This is a genomic window from Pseudophaeobacter profundi, assembly GCF_029697505.1.
GTDB lineage: Bacteria > Pseudomonadota > Alphaproteobacteria > Rhodobacterales > Rhodobacteraceae > Pseudophaeobacter > Pseudophaeobacter profundi.
In genome coordinates, this window is the sequence record NZ_JARJEF010000245.1 from 1 (window position 1) to 274 (window position 274).

Genomic DNA, 274 nt, shown 5'->3' on the forward strand with positions numbered 1-274 from the left:
TATTTGTTGGATGCTTAAATGATTATTTCAGTATCCCCGAGCTCTTCATCAGAAGGCAAGTAAACTGTTGAAGGATCAACATAGTTAGGGTCAACCAATGGTAACCCTAGTTGTTCTCTTCTTCTCAACTCCAAAAATCCTTCTCTTTGGGCCCAATCTTTAAGGTTGGTATCAGGTGCATAGTAAACATAAAACCCTGTTCCTACACATGTCATTGTTATATAGAAGAAAAAGGTAGCATGCATACGGTTGTATTCATCATCTTCTGTTTTTC

Annotated in this window: 1 protein-coding gene; it reads right to left on the reverse strand. The window is 37.6% G+C overall.

What is annotated here, in order from left to right:
* Positions 1-14: 14 nt before the first annotated feature.
* Positions 15-274: NADH dehydrogenase [ubiquinone] 1 beta subcomplex subunit 11 (locus tag P2081_RS20875; protein WP_278924702.1), on the reverse strand; the 260-nt coding region annotated here is incomplete at its 5' end.